The sequence below is a fragment of the Vibrio sp. MarTm2 genome (assembly GCF_027587055.1).
GTDB classification, from domain to species: domain Bacteria; phylum Pseudomonadota; class Gammaproteobacteria; order Enterobacterales; family Vibrionaceae; genus Vibrio; species Vibrio sinaloensis_D.
This window is the reverse complement of sequence record NZ_JAPPTK010000014.1, coordinates 1-21,334: the sequence shown is the minus strand read 5'-3', so window position 1 is coordinate 21,334 and position 21,334 is coordinate 1. Positions and strand designations below refer to the sequence as shown.

The following is a 21,334-nucleotide window of genomic DNA, read 5'->3' as shown; positions in this document are numbered from 1 at the left end:
ACTGGCTCAATTCTAACGCTCTGAGTGCTCTCTATTAAGCTTTTACACCTTCTTGCTGATTAAGCATCGCCACTTCATTGTCGAGCTCTTCTAGCTTGGCCTTCATCTGTTCACGGCATGTATTGGCGAGGTCACGAACACTCTCCTTACCATGCGATTCAACCGAAACCGGTGGAAGCATTTCTACAATCACGTGGCCATTGTTCCAACGGTTTAACTTAATGCCACCCGTTGAACTACATACAATAGGAATAATTGGCAATTGAGCACCGATGGCTGCGTGGAAAGCGCCTGTTTTGAAGGGCAGTAACCCACGACCGCGTGAACGCGTGCCTTCAGGGAACATCCATACTGACACGTCACTTTGTTTCATTTGGTCAACAACTTGATCAATCGTCCCTTTCGCCTTCGAGCGATTAGCACGGTCAATCAGAATATTCCCCGTCAACCAGTAAAGCTGACCAAACAAAGGCATCCAAGCTAGACTCTTTTTACCAACGGTGACCACTTTGGGAGTAACCGCTGAGGAGACCGTAAATAGGTCCCAGTTGTTTTGGTGGTTGGCAATGTAAATATGCTGACCACGCTGATAAGCGTCTTCTGGCAATCGAAGCTCCAACTTGATACCAAAGATACGAGACATCTTGCCGAAAAGGCGACCAAAAGTGAAAACATGCTTAGGATTGCGAGGGCTAAGTAAGCAGTAGCCGCAACCAAACACAAACATTACGACTGCAAAAATCGCAACAGCTAATACACGTAGTAGTGCAATCATTGTGGTTCTCCAAGAACACAGTGAATCAAAATAATTTGAACAGACTCTAACTGATCTATGGCTCATAAAAAAGCCGAAACTGACGTTTCGGCTTACAAATGTTAGCTGAAGAGAGGATTAATCACGAAATCTCTCAATCTTCGCTCCCAACGCAGACAACTTATCTTCAATTTTGTCGTAGCCACGATCAATGTGGTAGATACGATCAACAATGGTTTCACCGCTTGCGATACAGCCTGCAATCACTAAGCTTGCAGATGCACGTAGGTCTGTCGCCATCACTTGTGCTCCGCTCAGCTCTTCAACATCGCCACAAATCACGGTGTTGCCTTCAATTTCAGCTTTCGCGCCCATACGCATCAGCTCTGGGACATGCATAAAGCGGTTCTCGAAGATAGTCTCGGTAATGACACCGCCACCTTTAGCCATCATGTTCAATAGCGTAAATTGCGCCTGCATATCCGTTGGGAAACCTGGGTGTGGCGCCGTACGAATCGTCACAGCTTTGAGTTCTCGACCTGTCATGTCGACAGAGATCCAGTCTTCACCCGTTTCGACAAGAGCTCCAGCCTCTTCTAGCTTAGCAAGTGCCGCCTCTAGAAGGTGCGCACTGGTGTTGCGACATACCACTTTACCGCCAGATACAGCGGCAGCAACAAGGAACGTACCCGTTTCGATGCGGTCAGCAACCACAGCATGCTTGCCGCCACCAAGTTTCTCAACGCCTTCAATCGTAATCGTATCAGTGCCAGCACCAGAGATTTTTGCCCCTAGTTTATTCAAGAAGTCAGCGGTATCGACGATTTCAGGCTCGCGAGCGGCGTTGTCCAGCGTTGTCTTGCCCTCAGCAAGCGTTGCCGCACACATGATGGTAATCGTCGCACCCACGCTGACTTTGTCCATCACGATGTGAGCGCCTTTTAAGCGACCATCAACATTCGCCTTCACATAGCCATCTTCAAGTGTAATGGTGGCACCGAGCTGCTCTAGCCCATGGATATGAAGATCAACCGGACGTGCACCAATCGCACAACCGCCAGGTAGAGAAACCTGACCTTGGCCAAAGCGAGCGACTAAAGGTCCAAGCGCCCAAATGGATGCACGCATGGTTTTTACTAGGTCGTAAGGCGCACAGTACTCATTGATGCTGCCTGCATCAACATGCACGGAGCCGTTACGCTCCACTTTGGCACCTAAACGCTTAAGCAGTTCCATCGTGGTATCAATATCACGAAGATGAGGGACGTTTGCCACTTCAACTGGCTCTTCCGCCAAAATCGAAGCAAATAAAATCGGCAGTGCTGCGTTTTTTGCACCTGAAATGGTGACTTCACCGACGAGAGGCTGTTTAGACCCCGTTACACGAAACTTTTCCATTACTAAACCTTACAGTGACATCAACTTCTTATCACGAGCCCACTCATCAGGAGTGAAAGCTTTAATAGAGACTGCGTGAATGTCATTTCTTTGGATATATTCCATCAGCGGTGCATAAATGAGTTGTTGTTTCTTAACGCGGCTCATTCCATCGAAACTAGCATCAACAGCAATCACTTCGTAATGGCTTCCTTCACCTTTAACCATGATCTCTTCTAGGTTTAGAGCTTGTTCTAAAATCTGTTGTACTTTTGCGCTATCCACAATTCACCCCTGTTTAATTCTTTAAATGCCCGTCGAGATGTTGTTCGACATTACTTAACTGAAATAAGGTTTTCAGTTGTTTTGGCACGAAGCTGAGCATTATATGACAGTTTTGTTTTTTTGCATGCTCTAATAGGTGAATTAACATCACCATTCCAGCAGAATCGACACGTTTTACTTGCTCCAATGAGAGCTCAATTTCATTTGCCGTGACATCCCACTGTTTCAACTGTTCCCAGAGCAGCGGCACAGACTCTCTATCAAGTGCGCCTGATAGCACATAGCTGTCTTCCGCGACACATCGCCATTGCTGCTGGCTCATTGCTGCTGGCTCTCAAAACGAATAGGTTGCTTCGCCAATTGCTCGAGTTCTTCAGCCACCACTAGAATGCCATCTTGACGCAACTTGCTGCTCCACTCCGACTGCTTACTTGAGAGCAAGCTAATGCCCTCAGCAATCATATCGAATGCTTTCCACTCACCGGTTTTCTTATCCTTTCGAAGTTTGAACTCCAGTTTGATGTTCGGGCGAGGCGAGTCGATGATCTCTACTTTAATACCAGTAATACTTTTACTTGCATCAAGCTTAGGCTCTGGTTCAAAGGCAACCTCTTGATCGGTATATTGCGTCAAGACTTGCGCGTAAGACGTCACCAGATAAGCGCGGAAAGAGTGGATAAATGTCGCAACATCATCTCGCTTCGCCCCTTTCAAGTTGGGACCTAGCAACTTCAATGCAGCGTACTGCTCATTGACGTAAGGCATCATCTCTTCTTCAACGATCACCTTTAGATAGTCTGGGTCTTGCTGAACCTTCGGCTGCTCTGCTTTCAAGCGCGCGAATGCTACTTCAGCCACTTGCTTCATCATTTGGTATGGCTGAGTTTTATCGATTTCAGCTGCCATGACATTGGACGCGAAAACAATACCAATAAAAGTGAGTACTAACTTTTTCAACATAACTGGTTCCCTATTCGCTTGCTGAGTCACCGCCAACGCTATACAGCACTTGGCCAATCAAATCTTCGAGTACAATAGCGGACTTGGTGTCCTCGATGAAATCGCCATCCACCAGCATCTGTTCATCTTCAAAGACAAAACCCGGAGTCAATCCAATGTACTGCTCACCAATCAGACCTGAGGTCAAAATCTTTACGCTGGACGTTTCTGAAAACTGATCGTATTTCGCGTTAATCGCCATGCTTACCACAGGGAGCAATGAATCCGTGTTCAAGCCAATGTCCGTTACTCGCCCAACAACAACCCCACCGACTTTAACTGGTGAGCGAACTTTTAAGCTGCCGATGTTGTCAAACTCAGCCTTGAGCGTGTAAGTATCGTTGGAGCCAAATCCCTTAACGTCAGCGACTTGAAAAATCATTACCAGAATTGCGCAAATTCCGGCAAGGACAAAACTACCAACCCATAATTCAGTTTTTCGTGTTTGCTGCATGTTTAGTTCCCAAACATCAATGCTGTCAGTACAAAGTCTAACCCCAGTACTGCAAGTGAAGAGTGTACCACTGTGCGAGTTGTCGCTCGGCTTATACCTTCCGAGGTCGGAATCGCATCGTATCCGTTAAATAGAGCAATCCAAGTCACCGTAATCGCAAATGCTAGGCTCTTGATCATGCTGTTGCCAATGTCTTGTCCAAGTTCAACCGATGATTGCATCGCAGCCCAAAAGCTGCCGTGATCGATCCCTTTCCAGTCAACACCAACCAACTGTCCACCCCAGATCCCTACTGCCATAAAGATCATCGCAAGCAAAGGCATCGAAATGACACCCGCCCAAAAGCGTGGCGCAATCACCCGTTTCAGTGGGTCAACCGCCATCATTTCCATACTCGAAAGTTGCTCTGTGGCTTTCATAAGACCAATTTCAGCGGTCAGAGCGGAACCTGCGCGTCCAGCAAACAACAGTGCTGTCACAACCGGTCCTAGCTCTCGCAGTAATGAGAGCGCGACCATTTGCCCTAATGCCCCTTCAGCGCCGAAATCAATCAAAATAACGTAGCCCTGAAGGCTCAAGACCATACCGATAAACAAACCAGAGAGGACAATAATCAGCAGCGATTGTACGCCAACGCTGTAAAGCTGCTTAATCAATAAAGGGAGGTTTGCTATCGGTTGGGGACGGGACGCCAAGGCACCAAATAGCATTAAACTGGCTCGGCCAAACGAAGCAATGACAGAGAGCGTTCTGCGGCCAGTAGAAGCAATAAAGTCAGTAAGATGCGCCATCATTGAAATAGCTCCTGCATGATTGGCTCTGCGGGGTAACGAAATGGAACAGGTCCATCGGCGTCGCCTTGCAAGAACTGTTGCACTTGAGGATCAGGGTTGTCACGCAACTCCTGTGGCGTCCCCTTGGCAATCACTTTACCGTTAGCAAGAATGTAGACCCAATCAGCAATACTCATGACTTCTGGAACATCGTGAGACACAACAATGGATGTGACTCCTAGAGCTTGGTTTAGATTACGAATAAGCTCAACTAAGACGCCCATGGTTATCGGGTCTTGGCCAACGAATGGCTCATCAAACATGATTAAGTCGGGGTCAAGGGCAATGGCTCTGGCTAACGCAGCTCTTCGAGCCATCCCTCCTGAAAGCTCGCTCGGCATTAGCTGAGCAGCACCTCGCAACCCCACCGCTTCTAGCTTTAAAAGTACTAATGTACGAATGAGCTCTTCAGAAAGTTGCGTGTGTTCGCGCAGTGGAAAAGCGACATTGTCAAAGACCGTAAGATCTGTGAACAAAGCACCTGATTGAAAAAGCATGCTCATTTTCTTTCGAGCGGAGTAAAGCTGCTTGCGACTTAATGATGGGATGTTATCGCCATCAAACCAAATCTCGCCACTCTCAGGGGATATTTGGCCGCCAATCAGACGCAACAAGGTAGTCTTACCGATACCGGAAGGCCCCATAATCGCCGTCACTTTTCCCTTTGGTACTCGAAGGCTAACGTCATCAAATATCTTACGATTCCCTCGGGTAAACGTAATTTTATTGACCGTTACCAAGTCTTCTGATGTCATCACACACTCGTATTAAGTCGCTAGAATGGGCAATCATAAGCACATTCAAATTGAATTAAAAGCACTGTTCAATTAAAAGTCGTTGATTCAAACCGAGGCATCGGTTTAGACGTCAATCTAACTTAAGCACGAAATGTGAATCATTGCTTAACAATTAATTGAATGAACTGCTTCCCTTTTATAAACCAAACCGTCAAAATTAACGGTTAAATTCTCTCGTTTGTATATTAATTAGGAAGCATCATGTTTGAAGCGGTCGCGTTTCTCATCATAGGATTAGTGTTTTTAGTCTGGAGTGCAGACAAACTGGTATTTGGCGCCGCAGCACTAGCGCGTAACGTCGGCATTTCACCTTTGGTGATTGGTATGACAATCCTTGCGATGGGCTCATCTGCTCCAGAAATGATGGTTTCTGCTACCGCCGCACTCGATGGCAAAACAGATACGGCTGTTGGGAATGTACTGGGTTCAAACATCGCAAATATCGCGTTGATTTTGGGTATTACTGCGCTCATCAAACCTCTTTCGATCAGCTCTGCCGTGCTGCGCCGAGAGCTTCCTTTAATGATTGGGGTGACCATTCTTTCCGGTATTTTACTTTGGGATAGCCACCTAGGTTTTTACGAAGGCGTCCTGTTATTTGTTCTATTTGCCGCTTTTATTATTACAATGCTTCGCATCAGCCAAAAAGAAAAAGCCGCTGGCACATCGGACGCGCTACTCGAAGAGCAAGAATCAGAAGTGCCTGATGGTGTTAGTAACGGGAAAGCGGCCATGTGGGTTGTCATCGGTCTAATTATTCTTCCGCTAGCGGCAGACGTGCTAGTCGACAACGCCGTTATCATTGCTCAGTACTTTGGCATGAGCGATCTGGTGATTGGCTTAACCATTATCGCCGTCGGCACCAGCCTGCCAGAGCTTGCAGCTTCTCTTGCTGGGGTAATGAAAGGGGAAGACGATATGGCGGTTGGTAACATCATTGGCTCCAACGTGTTTAATATTCTCGCCGTAATGGGCATCCCTGGTATTTTAAACCCATCCATCTTAAGTGAGTACGCGATGGGACGCGATTTCTGGGTTATGCTCGGCGTTTCTCTATTACTCGTTGTCATGGCGCTGGGCAAATCGCGAAGCATTAATCGCATTGAAGGTGGCGTATTGTTCTGCACCTTTATCGCCTACCAAGCTTATTTGATTCTTAATATGACCGCTTAATGACCGTTTCCTTGGAGTTTGCGATGTTTGATTACCGTTCTGCTGCTTTAGATGTATTAAAAACTGAGATAGAGGCCTTAGAGCAACTTGACCAATATTTTAACGACGAGTTTATCCAAGCGTGTGAACTGATTTTGTCCAACAAAGAGGGCAAAGTTGTCGTGATGGGGATGGGGAAATCTGGCCACGTTGGCAATAAGATCGCCGCTACCCTTGCAAGTACTGGAACGCCCTCTTTCTTTGTTCACCCTGGCGAAGCAGCCCATGGCGACCTAGGTATGATTAAGCCGGGTGACATCGTGTTGGCAATCTCAAACTCAGGGGAATCATCAGAAATCTTGGGGCTATTCCCAGTCTTAAAAAGATTGAACATCAAAATCATCAGTATGACTGGCAAGCCACAATCAAATATGGCAAAACTTTCGGATCTCCATCTTCAAATTACCGTTCCGAAAGAAGCCTGCCCAATTCAGCTCGCACCAACGTCAAGCACAACTGCGACTATAGTGATGGGCGATGCACTTGCGATGGCACTGATGCAAGCGCGTGGTTTTACCGCAGAAGATTTTGCGCTCTCCCACCCTGGTGGCGCGTTAGGTCGCAAGCTATTATTGAAGCTCGCCGATATTATGCACTCAGGTGAGAACCTACCTCTAGTCAGGCCTACAGCTCTCATTAGGGAAGCACTGCTTGAGATCAGCCAAAAAGGCTTAGGCATGACTGCGGTCGTCGATGACCACCAGCAATTGCTAGGTATATTTACCGATGGCGACTTGCGCCGAATCTTAGACAAACGCGTTGACATTCATACTGCATCGATTGGCGATGTTATGACAGCAAATCCAACTGTCGCTTCTCCTAATATGTTGGCAGCAGAAGGGTTAAACTTAATGCAAGCAAAAAGCATCAATGGCCTGATTCTCTGCGACCAAGGCAAAGTCGTCGGCGCACTTAATATGCACGACATGTTAAAAGCAGGAGTGATGTAATGACACAATGGGTAGAAACTCTGTATCAACCTGTCGAACAAAACATTCTAACGATTGCCAAACAGATCAAACTGCTGATTTGTGATGTTGACGGTGTTTTCTCTGATGGCCTCATCTACATGGGTAACGACGGAGAAGAACTCAAGACCTTCCATACCCGCGATGGCTATGGGGTAAAATCGCTAATGAATGCAGGTATTGAGATTGCAATCATCACAGGGCGTCAGTCGCGAATTGTCGAGAACCGTATGAAAGCCCTTGGCATTTCCCTGATCTATCAAGGTCAAGACGATAAAGTGCAAGCGTATCAAGATATTTGTGACAAGCTGAATATTTCTCCGGAGCAAACCGGCTATATCGGCGATGATCTTATTGATTGGCCAGTAATGGAAAAGGTAGCGTTAAAAGTCTGCGTCGCAGATGGTCACCCATTACTTAGAAAACGAGCCAATTACGTCACGGCGATCAAAGGTGGGCACGGTGCCGTGCGCGAAGTGTGTGACCTGATTTTGCAAGCGCGTGACGAGTTGGATGTGCACAAAGGTTTAAGTATATGAGTCTATCTCGTATCAGCTACCTGATTCTTGGTTTTGCTCTCTGTTGGTCGGCCTATTACTATTTTGACCGACAAAGCCAACAAGCACCTCAAGTCAGTCCTGATTTAGAACAGCCAATGTTCAGTGGGCAGTCGTTAACCAATACGTCTTATACTGAAAGCGGCGTACGAAGCTACGTGATTACCTCACAAAGCTTGGATCATTACGCCAAAAGCGGCGATACCGTTTTTGAGAAGCCTGTACTCAAGGTGTATAAAGAAGGTTTACTTCAAGAGTGGGAAATCACCGCTCAGACAGGCATTTTGAATAAAAAACATATTCTGACACTTTCGACCGATGTCGTTGTAAAGAACCTACTTCCTGAATCGGGATTCGATACACTGTCTACCAACAGTATGAACATCCAACTCGACAACAGAGATTTTTGGGCAGATGATCAAGTCATCATCAATGGCCCTCAGTTTGAAACCGTAGGGCAGGCAATGAAAGGCAATTTTGCCGATCATGATGCAACCCTTTATAAGAGCGTACAAGGTAGATATGAAACTCTCACACCTTAGTCTTATTTCTTGCTTAGTCTTATCAGGCCCAGCAATGGCGCTGTCGACTGACCAACAGCAGCCGGTTTATATTGACTCAGACAGCCAGCAGCTAGACATGCAGAGCAACAAAGTCACCTTTCTCGGTGACGTAAAGCTCAAGCAAGGTAGCATTAACATCAACGCTGACAAGATCGTTGTTACCCGTAACCCAAACGATGGGTCGATTGAAAGCATTGATGGTTTTGGCAAACTCGCGACATTTTCGCAGCTCACTGACGACGGAAAAACTCTGTATGGCGAAGCCGAAGAGCTAGAGTATAGCTTAGCCAAAGATCAGTTAACCATGCGTATAAAAGCCATGCTGTCTCAAGATGACAGCACCATTCGCGGCAATCAAATTCGCTACCATATTTCTTCACAGAAACTCACTGCGGATGGCCAGTCAAAAGGCGATCGCGTCTCCACTGTCCTACAACCTCAAGCAGTACAAGAATAGTTATGGCGTTACTCAAAGCAGAGCACTTGGCGAAAAGCTACAAGAACCGAAAAGTCGTCTCAGACGTCAGCTTGCAGGTCAAATCCGGGCAGATTGTCGGTTTACTTGGCCCAAATGGCGCGGGAAAAACCACTTCGTTTTACATGATTGTCGGTTTAGTTGCGCGTGATGAAGGTGCGATTTACATCGATGATCAAGATATCAGCGTTTTACCTATGCATAGTCGTTCCCGAATGGGGATAGGCTACCTTCCGCAAGAAGCCTCTATATTCCGCAAGCTGTCAGTTCAAGACAACATCATGGCTGTTCTAGAGACCCGCAAAGAGCTGACCCGAGAAGAACGCCAAGACAAATTGGAAGACCTGCTAGACGAATTCCACATCCAGCACATTCGTCAAAGTGCAGGTATGGCATTATCAGGGGGTGAACGTCGCCGAGTTGAAATTGCTCGAGCACTGGCCGCAAACCCAAAATTTATATTGCTTGATGAACCCTTTGCAGGCGTCGACCCGATTTCGGTTATCGATATCAAGAAGATCATTGAACATCTTCGCGATCGCGGACTCGGAGTGTTAATCACTGACCATAACGTTCGCGAGACGCTAGATGTCTGTGAAAAAGCTTACATCGTTAGCCAAGGACACTTAATTGCCGAAGGGTCACCGGATGAAGTTCTCAATAATGAACAAGTAAAACAAGTTTATCTCGGCGAACAATTCCGTCTATGATTAAAGTGAAGAACGGCAAGATTCTATAGCATTTAAGGCAAATAATACTGAATGAAACCCTCATTACAACTCAAGCTAGGACAGCAGTTAGCGATGACACCTCAGCTACAACAAGCGATTCGTTTGTTGCAGTTGTCGACGCTAGACCTTCAACAAGAGATTCAAGAAGCGCTCGATTCCAATCCTCTTCTCGAAGTCGAGGAGTCAGGAGATGACGCTCCAATTGCCGAAGATAAAGGCAGTAATGAGGACAAAGAACCTACCGTTGATGTCGCGGAACCAGACGTAAAAGACAGTTCAGAGCTCATCGAAAAATCAGAAATCAGCTCTGAACTTGAAATCGATACAACATGGGAAGATGTCTACAGCGCCAACACCGGAAGCACAGGCATCGCCTTAGATGACGACGCTCCCGTTTATCAAGGTGAGACAACAGAGTCGCTGCATGATTACTTAACTTGGCAGCTTGACCTGACTCCATTTAGTGACACGGACCGTACCATTGCCATGGCCATTATCGATGCTGTAGATGATTACGGTTATCTAACAGTCTCTAGCCAAGATATTCTAGAAAGCTTTGATAACGAAGAAATTGAAATTGAAGAAATCGAAGCCGTTCGCAAGCGCATTCAGCAGTTTGACCCATTAGGTGTCGCTTCACTGAACCTACAAGACTGCCTACTACTTCAACTTGCCACTTTCCCAGAAGATACACCTTGGTTATCAGAAGCAAAGTTAGTCCTGACTAACCATATAGATCAACTTGGCAATCGTGACTACAAACTGATCATTAAAGAAACTAAGCTTAAAGAAGCAGAGCTCAGAGAAACCCTCAAGCTAATCCAACAATTGGACCCGAGACCAGGAAGTCGCATCACCACCGAACATGCAGAGTATGTTATTCCCGATGTCTCAGTCTTTAAAGATCACGGTAAATGGGTAGTCACAATTAATCCAGATTCGGTACCAAAACTGAAGGTAAATCAGCAATATGCAGCGCTAGGCAAAGGCAATAGTGCCGATAGCCAGTACATCCGCAGCAATTTGCAAGAGGCGAAATGGCTAATTAAGAGCCTAGAAAGCAGAAACGAGACGTTGCTCAAAGTTGCTAAGTGTATTGTTGAACATCAACGGGATTTCTTCGAGTATGGAGAAGAAGCCATGAAGCCAATGGTGCTCAATGATGTTGCACTTGATGTCGACATGCATGAGTCAACCATTTCACGGGTAACAACGCAGAAGTTCATGCACACCCCTCGTGGTATTTTTGAATTGAAGTACTTTTTCTCCAGTCATGTTAGTACTGACAACGGCGGAGAATGTTCATCCACTGCAATTCGCGCTTTGATTAAAAAGCTGGTTGCTGCCGAAAACAGTGCCAAGCCACTGAGTGACAGCAAGATTGCAGCTCTACTCGCTGACCAAGGGATTCAGGTCGCTAGACGAACAATAGCGAAATATCGTGAATCACTCGGCATTGCCCCTTCAAGTCAGCGCAAACGCCTGCTTTAAGGCATTTAACCGAGAAGGAAAGTCTATGCAAATCAATATTAATGGCCACCACGTTGATCTAACAGATTCAATGCAAGACTATGTTAATGAAAAGTTTCAAAAGCTGGAGCGCTTTTTTGACCATATCAACAGTGTTCATGTTGTTTTAAAAGTTGAAAAAGTCCGTCAAATCGCAGAAGCTACCCTTCACGTAAATCAAGGTGAGATTCATGCCTCTTCAGATGATGAAAACATGTATGCCGCTATTGATTCCCTAGTCGACAAACTTGTACGACAGCTAAACAAGCACAAAGAGAAGCTAAACGCTCACTAACCACCATGCAATTAAGCGAAATCCTTACACTGGACTGTACGAAAAGTGCAGTTCAGTGCACCAGTAAAAAACGAGCCCTAGAAATGATCAGCGAACTTGTCGCTGAAAAAACAGGCCAAAACTCCACCGAACTATTTGAATGCATGCTCAGTCGAGAGAAAATGGGCAGTACTGGCATTGGAAATGGAATAGCCATTCCCCATGCTCGTATGCAGTCGAGTGACAAAGCCGTGGCAGTTTTAATCCAATGCGAATCTCCTGTTGAGTTCGACTCTATCGACAATCGACCTGTTGACCTACTTTTTGCTCTCCTCGTCCCAGACGCCCAATGTAAAGAGCATTTAAAAACCCTTTCCAGCATGGCCGAACGATTAAACGACAAACAGGTCCTCAAACAACTTCGCAAGGCTCAATCAGATCAAGAGCTTTACGACATTATGGTTAGCCAATAATGCGTCTGATTGTAGTAAGTGGTTACTCAGGCGCGGGTAAAAGCGTCGCGCTTCGTGTTCTAGAAGATCTTGGCTACTACTGTGTCGACAACTTACCCGTCGATATGTTGGATGCGTTTGTTCAATCGGTTCAATCAAGCAAACAAAATGTCGCGGTAAGCATCGATATCCGCAACCTACCTGCCGAACCAAATTTAGTTGAGGATGTTTTAACTCAGCTAAAACAGAGCTCTGATGTCAGTGTGTTGTTCCTAGATGCGAACAAAGAAACCTTGCTGAAACGCTACAGCGAAACACGTCGCATCCACCCTTTGACACTCAGCCTAGAAAACACATCACTCGAACAAGCGATTGAGAAAGAGCGCGCGATCCTCTCACCGTTAAAAGAGCATGCTGACCTAGTGATCAACAGCAGCAATCAATCTCTGCATGAACTGAGTGAAACCGTTCGTATGCGTGTAGAGGGGCGAGAGCGTAAAGACCTCGTAATGGTCTTTCAATCATTCGGCTTCAAATACGGGCTACCCAATGATGCGGACTATGTGTTTGACGTTCGATTCTTGCCAAACCCACATTGGGAGCCAGATCTAAGACCATTGACAGGCTTAGATGCACCAATCAAGTCATTTTTGGAAAGGCACTCTGATGTGATGGAGCTAAAACAACAGATTCAAAAGTTCATTGAACACTGGCTACCACTCCTCGAGAAAAATAACCGCAGCTACCTAACCGTAGCGATTGGCTGCACTGGCGGAAAACACCGCTCTGTATATTTAACCCAACAAATTGGCGAATACTTTGCTGAGATGGGCCACCAAGTGCAGATCCGTCATGCGTCGTTAGAGCAAAACCACAAGGAATAACATCATGCAGCAACAGAGTCGAACCGTTCTAATCCAAAACCGTTTAGGCCTTCACGCTCGTGCTGCTGTAAAGCTTGTTGAATTGGCCCAATCTTTTGACTCCGTGCTAACCATTCAAAACCATGAAGGGAAAGAAGCCACTGCAGATAGCGTGATGGGATTGCTACTACTTGAATCAGCTCAAGGCGAACATGTCACTATTAGCGCTGAAGGTGCAGACGCCCACCCAGCTCTTGAAGCCGTTTGCCAACTTATCGAAGCAAAGTTCGAAGAAGACGATTAATACCTCTTCATTGACAAATTTCCTCTCCTTCACATTAACTTATTAAATAGATTGTAAAATTAAGTTACTATTCACCGCATTGTAGATAAATAGAGTCAGGGGGAATAAATGGCAGAGCAAATTGAATTTGACCAAGCTCACCAAGCCCTCCAAGAAGTTACTGAAGCTCTAGAAAATGGCCGCTTTGTTCATGTTCGTCGTCAATTACAGGACATGGAACCTGAAGACATTGCCCATCTATTAGAGGCCTCTCCGCGTAAAAGCCGTGAAGTTCTTTGGCAACTTACCGATCCAGAAGATTATGGTGAAATCCTCGACGAGCTCAACGAGGATGTCAAAGATGACTTGGTGTCTAAGATGGCGCCAGAAATGCTCGCGGAAGCAACGGAAGGGATGGAAACAGATGACGTGGCTTACGTACTGCGTAGCTTACCTGACGACGTTTCCAGAGAAGTCTTATCGCAAATGGATGCGGCAGAGCGTCTATTAGTCGAAACCGCCCTCTCCTACCCTGAAGATACCGCTGGTAGCTTGATGAACACCGATGTCATCACCATTCGTGGTGATGTCGATGTCGATGTTGTCCTGCGTTACCTGCGTATGAAAGGCGAACTACCAGAAGCAACGGATGCTTTGTATGTCATTGATGAAGAGAGCCGACTGATTGGTGAGCTTCCGATTACCACGCTCATCACAACCCAACCCGATGTAAAAATCAGTGATGTGATGGAAGATGCTGACGAAGCAATTGACGTCACCATGAGTGATTCTGATATCGCAAGTCTATTCGAGCGCCGTAACTGGGTTTCAGCACCTGTCATAGATGAAAACCAACATCTAGTCGGTCGTATTACCATCGATGACGTAGTCGATGTCATTCGTGAAGATGCGGAACACTCAATGATGAGCATGGCGGGTATGGATGATGACGAAGATACTTTCGCACCAGTCGTAAAATCAGCAAGGAAGCGAAGTATTTGGCTGGGCGCCAACGTACTCGCAGCCCTCGCTGCGGCGTCGGTCTCCAATATGTTTGAGGCAACCTTAGATCAAATGGCAGCTATCGCCGTTCTAATGACTATCGTTCCATCAATGGGAGGTGTCGCAGGAAACCAGACTGTCGCACTGGTCATCCGTGGTCTTGCTCTTGGGCATATCGGTGACTCAAACAAACGAGAACTGCTTATTAAAGAAGCTGCGATCGGCCTCCTCAACGGCATTATGTGGGCGCTGATTATTGGTGGTATCGTCGTTGCTTGGAAGGGTAACTGGATGTTGGGAGGTATTATCTCAGCCGCGATGTTAACCAATCTACTGGTCGCGGGCATTGCTGGGGTAACTATTCCGATTCTGTTGAAGAAGATGAATATCGACCCTGCCCTAGCAGGCGGTATGGCACTAACCACCGTCACCGATGTGATTGGTCTATCGGTTTTCTTAGGCCTCGCAACGATCCTAATTTAAGGGCGAAATAACAAAAACGAAAAAGCGCAGTATCAATGATACTGCGCTTTTGTTTTTAGCGATATCTAGCCAATGGATAGTTAGCCGTTAATGTTTGGTCCCAACCACTTCTCAGCTTCTAACATATCCCAGCCTTTACGATCAGCATAGCTTTGCAACTGATCCTCTTGGATCTGCGCGATCGCAAAGTAACGAGAATCAGGATGCGAGAAGTACCAACCCGATACTGATGCACCTGGGTACATCGCATAGCTCGATGTCAGTGACATACCAATGTTTTCTTCAACATTCATAAGCTCCCAAAGCGGTCCTTTCTCAGTATGCTCTGGACATGCTGGATAGCCAGGAGCAGGGCGAATACCTTGGTATTTCTCACGAATCAATTCTTCATTCGACAGAGCTTCATCCGCAGCGTAACCCCAAATCTCTTTACGCACACGCTCATGTAGATACTCAGCAAATGCCTCCGCCAGACGGTCCGCTACCGCTTGAATCATGATGGCATTGTAATCATCACCCTGCGCTTTGTATTCGTCGGCAAGTTCACGCTCACCGATACCACCAGTTACTGCAAAAGCACCAACCCAATCGCGCTTACCAGACTCTTTCGGTGCAACATAATCCGACAGGCAGTAGTTGAAGCCTTTTGGTTTCTCCGTTTGCTGGCGCAAGTTATGCAGCACTTTCGCCACTTCAGTTCGCGACTCGTCGGTGTAAACTTCAATATCATCACCCACGCTTGCAGCAGGGAACAGACCACACATGCCGCGCGCTTTGAGTAAGCCTTCACGCTCAACACGATCCAATAACTCATTAGCGTCTTTGTACAGACGCTGCGCCTCTTCACCCACTTCTTCATGGTCAAAGATTGTTGGATACTTGCCGACTAATGACCAAGTCATAAAGAAAGGCGTCCAGTCGATATACTTACGCAAAGTAGACACTTCAAAGTCATCAAAGATATGGATGCCCGGCTTCAAAGGAGCAGGAGGCGTGTACTTATCCCAATCAATCGCGACTTTGTTCGCTCTCGCTTCTTCTAAAATAACAGGCTTGGTGCGCGGCTTCTTGCGGTTATGCTGATCACGTACGCGTTCATAGTCCACGTCAAGTTTCTCAACAAAGCCAGGACGAAGCTCGTCTGATAACAATGATGTACATACACCAACCGCACGAGAAGCGTTATTGACGTATACCACTGGGTGTTTGTAGTTCTGCTCAATCTTAACCGCCGTATGCGCTTTCGATGTTGTTGCACCACCAATTAGAAGTGGAAGATCGAAATCAAGACGCTCCATTTCTTTCGCGACATGCACCATTTCATCGAGAGACGGAGTAATCAAACCAGAAAGACCAATGATATCGACGTTTTCTTCTTTGGCTACCTTGAGGATCTTCTCACATGGCACCATTACGCCAAGATCGATGATCTCGTAGTTGTTACATTGCAGAACCACGCCAACAATGTTCTTACCGATATCGTGAACGTCACCTTTTACCGTAGCCAACAAAATCTTACCGTTGGAAGAGCCCGCTTGCTTCTCTTTATTAATGAAAGGCTCTAAGTGCGCTACTGCCTGCTTCATAACACGCGCTGATTTCACTACCTGAGGAAGGAACATCTTACCTTCACCAAATAGATCACCCACCACGTTCATTCCGTCCATCAATGGACCTTCAATGACTTCAAGTGGCTTGGAGGCGTTAAGGCGAGCTTCTTCGGTATCTTCAACGATGAACTCCGTAATGCCTTTAACCAACGCATGCTCTAGACGTTTTTCTACCGACCAAGTGCGCCACTCTAGCGCAGAAGCATCTTCTTCTTTGCCGACACCCTTTCCAGCGTATTCTGCGGCGATATCAAGTAGCCGCTCAGTCGAATCATCACGACGGTTAAGAACCACATCTTCTACCGCCTCACGCAGCTTATCAGGAACGTTATCGTAAATTTCTAACTGACCCGCGTTCACGATGCCCATGTCCATACCGTTTTTAAAACAGTGGTATAGGAACACCGCGTGAATCGCTTCACGGACGTAGTTATTACCGCGGAATGAGAAGGAAACGTTAGAAACACCACCGGAGATCATGGCGTGAGGCAAGTCGCGCTTAATGTCAGCAACCGCTTCGATGAAATCCACGGCGTAGTTGTTGTGCTCTTCGATACCCGTCGCAACCGCAAAGATGTTCGGGTCAAAGATGATGTCTTCTGGTGGGAAGCCGACTTCATCAACCAAGATACGATAAGCATTAGTACAGATTTCTAGCTTACGCTCACGTGTTTCTGCCTGACCAACTTCGTCAAACGCCATAACGATAACTGCAGCACCATAGCGACGGATCAGCTTTGCTTGCTCAACAAACTTCTCTTTACCTTCTTTCAAAGAGATGGAGTTTACGATGCCCTTGCCCTGAATACACTTCAGACCCGCCTCGATAACCTCCCATTTAGAAGAGTCGACCATGATAGGCACTTTAGAGATCTCAGGCTCAGATGCGCATAGGTTTAGGAAGCGAACCATACAGGCTTCTGCATCCAACATGCCTTCATCCATGTTGATGTCGATGATCTGAGCGCCGTTCTCAACTTGTTGTCGGGCGACCTCTAACGCTTCATCATAGAGTTCTTCTTTGATCAGACGTTTAAATCGAGCAGAACCAGTTACGTTAGTACGTTCACCCACGTTGATAAACAGCGTCTCTTTTTCAATAGTAAGAGGCTCAAGACCGGATAAACGACACGCAACCGTAAGCTCAGGCAAATCACGAGGTTTCACACCTTCAACTGCCATTGCCATATGGCGAATATGCTCTGGCGTGGTACCACAACAACCACCAATTAGGTTGAGGAAACCGCTCTCCGCCCACTCTTTAACGTGTTCCGCCATATCTTCTGGCGAAAGGTCATACTCGCCAAAAGCGTTCGGTAGACCCGCATTTGGGTGAGTAGAAACAAAAGATTCCGAAATACGAGAAAGCTCTTCTACGTACGGGCGCAGTTCATCAGGACCAAGCGCACAGTTCAAACCAAATGAAATAGGGTTAACATGACGAAGAGAGTTATAGAAGGCTTCCGTTGTTTGACCAGAAAGCGTACGTCCAGAAGCATCGGTAATGGTACCGGAGATCATAACTGGCAACTCGATGCCTAGTTCTTCGAAGACGCTATCAACCGCGAAGGCACAAGCTTTCGCGTTAAGTGTATCGAAGATAGTCTCGATCAGAATAAGGTCAGAGCCACCTTTGATCAGCGCTCGAGTTGATTCTGAATAAGCTTCAACAAGCTCATCGAAGCTGACGTTACGATAGCCCGGATCGTTTACATCAGGGGAGATAGAACAAGTACGGTTTGTTGGACCAATCACACCCGCGACATAACGTGGGCGCTCTGGCGTTTTTGTCGTCCACTCATCAGCGGCTTCACGCGCAAGCTTTGCAGCGGCAAAGTTGATTTCCTCACTCAGGCTTTCCATTTCATAGTCAGCCATCGCAATCGTCGTCGCGTTAAAGGTGTTGGTCTCAAGAATATCAGCGCCAGCTTCTAAGTAAGCGCTGTGAATTTCCTTAATCAATTGAGGCTGAGTGAGCACCAACAAATCGTTGTTGCCTTTTAGATCACAATGCCAATCCGCAAAGCGCTCTCCTCGATAGTCCTGCTCTTCAAGTTTGTATCCCTGAATCATGGTGCCCATACCACCATCGATCAGCAAGATACGTTGCTTTAATTGAGCTTCAATCTGTTGTCTTACATTACTTCCCACAGTACAGCCTCATTCCTTTAGTTATCTCTCCATCCTATCACACAAACTAAAGGAGTCTAGACGTCTAAAACAACTAAATTTATCACTCTTCCATGACAAAAAAGTGTTTGCTATTTAAGCATGCTAGGAACAAAATTCTTATTCACATTTTGTTACATGTAGAGAGTTTTATGTCGGTCTACTACACCCTATGTTTTCTATCCGCTGCTGCAATGATGATTGCTTTCATAAACAGCAAGATAGGAAAAATGCAAACGACAATCGCCATCACTGCTGGCTCAATGATTTTATCGTTACTCATCTTGGTCGCAGGTCAAAATGATTGGTTCCACTTAACAGAAATTGCTTCGAAGACAATGTCGAGCATTAACTTCGAAGATTTTTTGCTCAAAGGGATCTTAGGTTTCCTGTTGTTTGCCGGCGGACTGGGCATCAAACTGCCTAACTTAAAAGATCAGAAATGGGAAATCACCGTACTTGCTTTAGGGGCAACGTTGTTCTCTACCTTCTTTATTGGTTTCGCTTTATATGGCTTCTGCCAACTCATCGGAATCCAATTTAATTTGGTCTACTGCTTATTGTTCGGTGCATTGATTTCTCCAACAGACCCGATTGCAGTACTGGCTATCGTTAAAAAGCTCGATGCTCCAAAACGAATTTCCACCCAAATCGAAGGAGAGTCGCTGTTTAATGATGGCTTTGGGTTAGTGATTTTTGTCACTCTATACACCATCGCTTTTGGCAACGAAGCACCGACAGTGGGCAGTGTTAGCATGCTGTTTGTTCAAGAAGCCATTGGCGGCATCGCTTACGGCTTCGCCCTAGGTTTACTGTTTCACTACTTGATTAGCGCAACTGATGATCACTCAATGGAGCTCTTATTGACGATTGGTGTTCCAACCGCTGGATACGCATTTGCTGAAGTGCTGCACGTCTCTGGTCCTTTAGCCATGGTCGTCTCGGGTATTATGATTGGCAACTGGACACGCTTTATTGGCTTTTCCAAAGAGAGTGAAGATCACCTTGATCATTTTTGGGAGCTAGTTGATGAGTTCCTTAACGGCGTACTCTTCCTACTGATTGGTATGTCGATGCTATTGTTTGAGTTCCACAAAGAAGACTGGATTTTGATGGCTTTCTCTGTACCGCTCGTTCTCTCAGCGCGTTACATAAGCGTATTCCTATCTTACATTGGCTTTAAGCGCTACCGTCAATACAACCCGTATTCTGTAAACATCTTAACTTGGGGCGGCCTCAGAGGTGGTCTTGCACTCGCAATGGCACTATCGATTCCTTCTGGCATTTGGGTGATTCAAGACAAGCTTATTGATGTAAAAGAAATCATCTTGGTCATGACATATTCGGTCGTCGTATTCTCTATATTGATTCAAGGTTCAACCATTACTCCTATGATTGAAAAAGCGAAGCTCGCTCAGAAAGAGATAGACAAAGATTCTATTGAAGTGACACAAAAGTAGAGCACTCACAAGTTTGAATGACCAGAAGGCAGCCTATTAGCGCTGCCTTTCGTTTCAACTAGAACAATAAACACGTTGCCACAAACCCATCTAAAACACGACCTCCCTATGCCCGAGGCGTCAGAAGGTGTGGGGGCATGATGGGCGGAGGCGATTGAGCCATTACTGTCATCCGTCCTAACAAGTTTTGTGTCTTTCTCTGTTCTAATGGAAACCTTAACCCACTGGATCGGGCTCCTTAGTTAAGTCACCAAAGTAGCTGTGATAAACCTCAAGTGTACTTGGATTATCCAGTTCAAAAAGAACATTCCCCTCCGAACGAGTAACCTTACTTTCCATCCCAAACGAGCCCCCGCCACGTGAACCATAGCTAGTTTCTAGGTCATTCCCATACAAACCAATCGCAGCAACTAGCCCTGAGCCTCTGATATTTTCTGTATAAACTTGAGTTTCTGCAAAATTTACACAATCTCCGGTCCTGTTAAACCTCCGGTCACTTTAACATGGTCGCGTAATACACTTTAAATCCATCCACAAGATATGTGCCATCGACCTAAAGGCCATCACTCAGAACAAATATGTGTCGAAAATCTTCAGGCAACAGATCGCTAGCTAATGCGCTTCCAAGTGCTTTACACGAAACCTGAAAATCAATTAAGTATCGAGCCGATTTTCTAATCGAGCTTTTCTCAAACTAAACCAAGGTAATGACTAGATAATTATCCACCACGCCATCGTTGCTTATCTCTCCAGACGTGGAACCACCTATCATGTGTGATTGGGGAAAAATTTGTTAACAGTGTCGATATATCTTCATTAAGTAAGCCCTAGATCGTTAATAACGTATTGGAGGTATCGATGATCGAAACTGACGAAAGATCCAATGATTCTTGACCATTCCATACTAGTTGCTCTGTCTTCATATTGACCTCCAGTCTATAAACTAAAGTCAGCTCTTTTTACCTATCTTTTCACATAGAATTGCTGATAAGGGTGGGTCATTTAGAGCGAAAAAATTAAGCAGAGTAAAAACTAAAAGGAAGATATGTACAAAGGTCTTATTTGTGTCCAAAAACGACGAAAGCCCTGCTATTTCTAGCAGGGCTTCTGAAAGTGGCGAAGGTTAAAAATTTCGCCCACCCCCTTTGCGGTATTTGATTCCCCACAAAGGATATTTCTTACAGGCATTAAAAAACCCGACACTTTCGCATCGGGTTAAATAAT

The 21,334-nt window shown here is 46.0% G+C and carries 24 protein-coding genes; 13 read left to right on the top strand and 11 right to left on the bottom strand.

Annotated features, from left to right (window positions below):
• Positions 1 to 34: 34 nt before the first annotated feature.
• The 8 genes from OH458_RS19270 to mlaF form a co-directional block, all read right to left on the bottom strand.
• On the bottom strand, positions 35 to 775 hold the full coding sequence (locus OH458_RS19270) for a 1-acylglycerol-3-phosphate O-acyltransferase (RefSeq protein WP_038137868.1): 741 nt from the start codon (positions 773 to 775) through the stop codon (positions 35 to 37).
• Positions 776 to 892: 117 nt separating this feature from the next.
• The gene (gene murA, locus OH458_RS19265; protein ID WP_039478145.1) at positions 893 to 2,152 is read right to left on the bottom strand and encodes a UDP-N-acetylglucosamine 1-carboxyvinyltransferase; all 1,260 of its coding nucleotides are present in this window, start codon (positions 2,150 to 2,152) and stop codon (positions 893 to 895) included.
• A gap of 9 nt (positions 2,153 to 2,161) precedes the next feature.
• Complete coding sequence (gene ibaG / locus OH458_RS19260; protein WP_005476231.1) at positions 2,162 to 2,416, bottom strand: BolA family iron metabolism protein IbaG; 255 nt, start codon at positions 2,414 to 2,416, stop codon at positions 2,162 to 2,164.
• Positions 2,417 to 2,429: 13 nt separating this feature from the next.
• A complete protein-coding gene (locus OH458_RS19255) occupies positions 2,430 to 2,738 on the bottom strand; it encodes an STAS domain-containing protein (RefSeq protein WP_038214390.1) in 309 nt (102 codons plus the stop codon).
• A complete protein-coding gene (gene mlaC / locus OH458_RS19250; protein WP_269979496.1) occupies positions 2,735 to 3,376 on the bottom strand; it encodes a phospholipid-binding protein MlaC in 642 nt (213 codons plus the stop codon). The genes OH458_RS19255 and mlaC overlap by 4 nt, the downstream gene beginning before the upstream one ends.
• Before the next feature lie 10 nt (positions 3,377 to 3,386).
• Complete coding sequence (mlaD, locus tag OH458_RS19245; protein ID WP_038137876.1) at positions 3,387 to 3,869, bottom strand: outer membrane lipid asymmetry maintenance protein MlaD; 483 nt, start codon at positions 3,867 to 3,869, stop codon at positions 3,387 to 3,389.
• Between the two features lie 2 nt (positions 3,870 to 3,871).
• Entirely contained in the window at positions 3,872 to 4,663 is a 792-nt protein-coding gene (mlaE, locus tag OH458_RS19240; RefSeq protein ID WP_269979495.1) for a lipid asymmetry maintenance ABC transporter permease subunit MlaE, read from the bottom strand.
• A complete protein-coding gene (mlaF, locus tag OH458_RS19235; RefSeq protein ID WP_005476244.1) occupies positions 4,660 to 5,457 on the bottom strand; it encodes a phospholipid ABC transporter ATP-binding protein MlaF in 798 nt (265 codons plus the stop codon). The genes mlaE and mlaF overlap by 4 nt, the downstream gene beginning before the upstream one ends.
• A 243-nt stretch (positions 5,458 to 5,700) precedes the next feature.
• Between mlaF and OH458_RS19230 the strand changes: the two genes are divergently transcribed.
• From OH458_RS19230 to mgtE, 12 genes are all read left to right on the top strand, one after another.
• Positions 5,701 to 6,672: a calcium/sodium antiporter gene (locus tag OH458_RS19230; protein WP_269979494.1), complete on the top strand. Its 972-nt coding sequence runs from the start codon at positions 5,701 to 5,703 to the stop codon at positions 6,670 to 6,672.
• 23 nt (positions 6,673 to 6,695) lie between these two features.
• Entirely contained in the window at positions 6,696 to 7,661 is a 966-nt protein-coding gene (locus tag OH458_RS19225) for a KpsF/GutQ family sugar-phosphate isomerase (RefSeq protein ID WP_269979493.1), read from the top strand.
• Positions 7,661 to 8,218: a 3-deoxy-manno-octulosonate-8-phosphatase KdsC gene (gene kdsC / locus OH458_RS19220; protein WP_269979492.1), complete on the top strand. Its 558-nt coding sequence runs from the start codon at positions 7,661 to 7,663 to the stop codon at positions 8,216 to 8,218. Before OH458_RS19225 ends, kdsC begins: the two co-directional genes overlap by 1 nt.
• Positions 8,215 to 8,778 (top strand): LPS export ABC transporter periplasmic protein LptC, encoded by a 564-nt coding sequence (lptC, locus tag OH458_RS19215; RefSeq protein WP_269979491.1) that lies wholly within the window; start codon positions 8,215 to 8,217, stop codon positions 8,776 to 8,778. Before kdsC ends, lptC begins: the two co-directional genes overlap by 4 nt.
• Complete coding sequence (lptA, locus tag OH458_RS19210) at positions 8,759 to 9,256, top strand: lipopolysaccharide transport periplasmic protein LptA (protein WP_043887451.1); 498 nt, start codon at positions 8,759 to 8,761, stop codon at positions 9,254 to 9,256. Before lptC ends, lptA begins: the two co-directional genes overlap by 20 nt.
• A 2-nt stretch (positions 9,257 to 9,258) precedes the next feature.
• On the top strand, positions 9,259 to 9,984 hold the full coding sequence (gene lptB, locus OH458_RS19205) for an LPS export ABC transporter ATP-binding protein (protein WP_269979490.1): 726 nt from the start codon (positions 9,259 to 9,261) through the stop codon (positions 9,982 to 9,984).
• Between the two features lie 51 nt (positions 9,985 to 10,035).
• Positions 10,036 to 11,496: an RNA polymerase factor sigma-54 gene (locus tag OH458_RS19200; RefSeq protein WP_038214370.1), complete on the top strand. Its 1,461-nt coding sequence runs from the start codon at positions 10,036 to 10,038 to the stop codon at positions 11,494 to 11,496.
• A 25-nt stretch (positions 11,497 to 11,521) separates the two neighbouring features.
• Complete coding sequence (gene hpf, locus OH458_RS19195) at positions 11,522 to 11,809, top strand: ribosome hibernation promoting factor (protein ID WP_005476246.1); 288 nt, start codon at positions 11,522 to 11,524, stop codon at positions 11,807 to 11,809.
• A gap of 5 nt (positions 11,810 to 11,814) precedes the next feature.
• Positions 11,815 to 12,261: a PTS IIA-like nitrogen regulatory protein PtsN gene (gene ptsN / locus OH458_RS19190; protein ID WP_038137895.1), complete on the top strand. Its 447-nt coding sequence runs from the start codon at positions 11,815 to 11,817 to the stop codon at positions 12,259 to 12,261.
• Positions 12,261 to 13,124 (top strand): RNase adapter RapZ, encoded by an 864-nt coding sequence (gene rapZ / locus OH458_RS19185; RefSeq protein ID WP_269979489.1) that lies wholly within the window; start codon positions 12,261 to 12,263, stop codon positions 13,122 to 13,124. Before ptsN ends, rapZ begins: the two co-directional genes overlap by 1 nt.
• A 4-nt stretch (positions 13,125 to 13,128) precedes the next feature.
• Positions 13,129 to 13,407, top strand: a complete 279-nt coding sequence (locus OH458_RS19180; RefSeq protein WP_005476226.1) for an HPr family phosphocarrier protein — start codon at positions 13,129 to 13,131, stop codon at positions 13,405 to 13,407.
• Positions 13,408 to 13,515: 108 nt separating this feature from the next.
• A complete protein-coding gene (gene mgtE, locus OH458_RS19175) occupies positions 13,516 to 14,871 on the top strand; it encodes a magnesium transporter (RefSeq protein ID WP_005476239.1) in 1,356 nt (451 codons plus the stop codon).
• An 80-nt stretch (positions 14,872 to 14,951) separates the two neighbouring features.
• Here mgtE and metH read toward each other — a convergent pair whose 3' ends face one another.
• A complete protein-coding gene (gene metH, locus OH458_RS19170) occupies positions 14,952 to 18,632 on the bottom strand; it encodes a methionine synthase (RefSeq protein WP_269979488.1) in 3,681 nt (1,226 codons plus the stop codon).
• 92 nt (positions 18,633 to 18,724) lie between these two features.
• Between metH and OH458_RS19165 the strand changes: the two genes are divergently transcribed.
• Positions 18,725 to 20,110 carry a cation:proton antiporter gene (locus OH458_RS19165; RefSeq protein WP_269979487.1) on the top strand — a complete coding sequence of 462 codons (1,386 nt, stop codon included), beginning with the start codon at positions 18,725 to 18,727 and terminating at the stop codon, positions 20,108 to 20,110.
• A 216-nt stretch (positions 20,111 to 20,326) separates the two neighbouring features.
• Here the strand turns inward: OH458_RS19165 and OH458_RS22100 are convergent, their stop codons facing one another.
• Both OH458_RS22100 and OH458_RS22150 read right to left on the bottom strand, forming a co-directional pair.
• Complete coding sequence (locus OH458_RS22100; RefSeq protein ID WP_333482675.1) at positions 20,327 to 20,539, bottom strand: FIST N-terminal domain-containing protein; 213 nt, start codon at positions 20,537 to 20,539, stop codon at positions 20,327 to 20,329.
• Positions 20,540 to 20,804: 265 nt separating this feature from the next.
• Positions 20,805 to 20,882: a hypothetical protein gene (locus OH458_RS22150; protein ID WP_443088532.1), complete on the bottom strand. Its 78-nt coding sequence runs from the start codon at positions 20,880 to 20,882 to the stop codon at positions 20,805 to 20,807.
• Between the last annotated feature and the right edge of the window lie 452 nt (positions 20,883 to 21,334).